At 63.9% G+C, this 2,370-nt stretch carries 2 protein-coding genes and 2 pseudogenes; 3 read left to right on the forward strand and 1 reads right to left on the reverse strand.

The window, feature by feature from the left end; all coding sequences use genetic code 11:
* Nucleotides 1-515 (reverse strand): annotated as a pseudogene (locus tag EN893_RS29445) (DNA recombination protein RmuC); the annotation flags it as partial.
* Nucleotides 516-618: 103 nt separating this feature from the next.
* Here EN893_RS29445 and def point away from each other — a divergent pair.
* From def to EN893_RS29460, 3 genes and pseudogenes are all read left to right on the forward strand, one after another.
* On the forward strand, nucleotides 619-1,149 hold the full coding sequence (def, locus tag EN893_RS29450; protein WP_127269359.1) for a peptide deformylase: 531 nt from the start codon (nucleotides 619-621) through the stop codon (nucleotides 1,147-1,149).
* Nucleotides 1,150-1,153: 4 nt separating this feature from the next.
* Nucleotides 1,154-2,107 (forward strand): methionyl-tRNA formyltransferase, encoded by a 954-nt coding sequence (gene fmt / locus EN893_RS29455; RefSeq protein ID WP_127271004.1) that lies wholly within the window; start codon nucleotides 1,154-1,156, stop codon nucleotides 2,105-2,107.
* Nucleotides 2,104-2,370 (forward strand): annotated as a pseudogene (locus EN893_RS29460) (N-acetyltransferase); the annotation flags it as partial. The gene fmt and the pseudogene EN893_RS29460, both read left to right, overlap by 4 nt.

Below are 2,370 nucleotides of genomic sequence, written 5' to 3' on the forward strand. Positions count from 1 at the left end.
ATGCGAGACTGGCCGAAAGCACCGCGCGTCTGCTTATTGGAGAGGATCGCCTGCAGCTGCACGACCTGGCCGGCGAGCGACTGGATGTTGCCCTGCGCGACATCGATGATGGCCAGCCGCTCCTGCAATTTGGCCAGGCTCTCATGCGTGGATTTGGTCTGCTCGGTCATGGTCTGGCCGAGCCGGCCGGTCATGGCGTCGAGGCGCTGGCCGATCGACTGCGTCAGCTCCGCCTGCCGTGCGCCGAACACTTCGGCGATGGCGCCCATACGACCCTGCATTTCGGCCTGGCTTTGCAGAATGCCGGCCATCCGCACTTCCGCATCGCGGGCATGATCGGCGGCTTCCGCAGCCGCGACGGCGCGCGCCTTCGCCGACCGCCACAGCGCAATGACCAGCGCCACGAACAGGGCCAGAAACAGCAAAGCGCCGAAGGCCAGCGCATGGCCGAGCGTGACGGTTGTGGCGCCAAGCCGGGCGACAGGTTCGGAAAGGATGGTGCTCAAATCATTCATGTGGACAGCATAAACGATTCGCGCTGCCGGCACAGATCAAAACGTGAACGAGCCTCCAGCCTACCGGTTGACGCTTTTCTCTGGAGGTCTTAGGTGGAACGCCATGTCGATCAAGCCGCTCATCATCCTTCCCGACCCCATCCTGCGCCAGGTTTCCAAGCCGGTGGAGCGTGTCGACGCACCTTTGCGCAAATTAGCCGACGACATGCTGGCGACCATGTATGACGCGCCGGGCATCGGATTGGCGGCAATCCAGATCGGCGAGCCGCTGCGCTTGCTGGTGATCGATCTGGCCAAGGAAGACGAGACGCCGGCGCCGCATGTCTTCATCAACCCGGAAATCCTGGAGAGCGCCGACGCGCGCTCGGTCTATGAGGAAGGCTGCCTGTCGATCCCGGATTATTACGCCGAGGTCGAACGCCCGGCCTCCGTGCGGGTCAAATATGTCGACCGCGACGGCAAATTGCAGGATATGGAGGCCGAGGGCCTGATGGCCACCTGCCTGCAGCATGAGATCGACCACCTCAATGGCGTCCTGTTCATCGACCACATCTCGAAGCTGAAGCGCGACATGGTGGTGAAGAAATTCAAGAAGCTTGCCAGGGACAAGGCGCCGGGCAAGCTGGCGGGATAGGGCCATGCCCCTTCGCGTCATCTTCATGGGTACGCCGGAGTTTTCGGTGCCGACTTTGCGCGCGATCGCCGAGGCTGGCCATGAGATATCAGCCGTCTATACCCAGCCGCCGCGCGCCGCAGGGCGGCGCGGGCTGGAGTTGACGCCATCGCCGGTGCAGCGCGAGGCGGAGCGGCTGGGCATTGAAGTCCGGGCGCCGGTTTCGCTCAAGGGCGAGGCCGAGCAGGCCGCTTTCCGTGCCTTGCAGGCCGATGTCGCCGTGGTCGTCGCCTATGGCTTGCTGCTGCCGAAGGCGGTTCTCGAGGCGACCCGGCTCGGCTGCATCAACGGCCATGCGTCGCTTCTGCCGCGCTGGCGCGGTGCCGCGCCGATCCAGCGCGCCATCATGGCCGGCGACCTGGAAAGCGGCATGATGGTGATGCGCATGGAAGAGGGGCTGGACACCGGCCCGGTCGGGCTGGTTGAAAAATGCGCCATCGAACCCGATATGACAGCCGGCGATCTGCATGATCGGTTGATGAGTGTCGGTGCTGCCTTGATGGTGGAAGCGCTGGCGCGACTGGAAAGGAATACCCTGACATTCACCACACAAGCTGTGGATGGGGTGACCTACGCCAAGAAAATCGATAAATCCGAGACTCGCGTGGACTGGACTCGCTCAGCAAGTGAGGTCCACAATCATATTCGCGGCCTGTCACCCTTTCCCGGCGCGTGGTCGGAGATAGGAATTGGCGGCCGCCAGGAGCGGCTGAAACTGCTTCGCTCGACGCTGTCGCAAGGCCTGTCGCTTTGGGAAGAGTTGGGCGAGTCGGGAGGAATTCTCGATGACCGGCTGACGGTCGCCTGCGGGGCAGGCGCGATCAGGCTGGTCGAAGTTCAACGCGCGGGCGGAAAGCCCGCTGCCGCGTCGGAGTTCCTGCGCGGGGCCAAGATCGAAAAAGGACTGAAATTCTCATGAGCATGATGTCGATACGCGCGGCAACGCCGCGGGATCGCGAGGCCATCCGCCTCGTCGAGGAACACGCTTTCGGCCAGCAGGCGGAGGCCGGTCTGGTCGACGCGATGGTGACCGGCGGGGACGCTGTTGCCGAACTGGTGGCGGAAGAGGACGGCCAGGTGGTCGGCCACATCCTGTTTTCGCGGCTGTTCGTCCAGAATGGCGGAAAGACTTTCGCGGCCGTGGCGCTGGCACCGCTGGCGGTGGAGCCCTCGTTCCATGGC

It is taken from the genome of Mesorhizobium sp. M7A.F.Ca.CA.004.04.2.1 (assembly GCF_004022825.1).
In the GTDB taxonomy this organism is placed as follows: Bacteria; Pseudomonadota; Alphaproteobacteria; order Rhizobiales; family Rhizobiaceae; genus Mesorhizobium.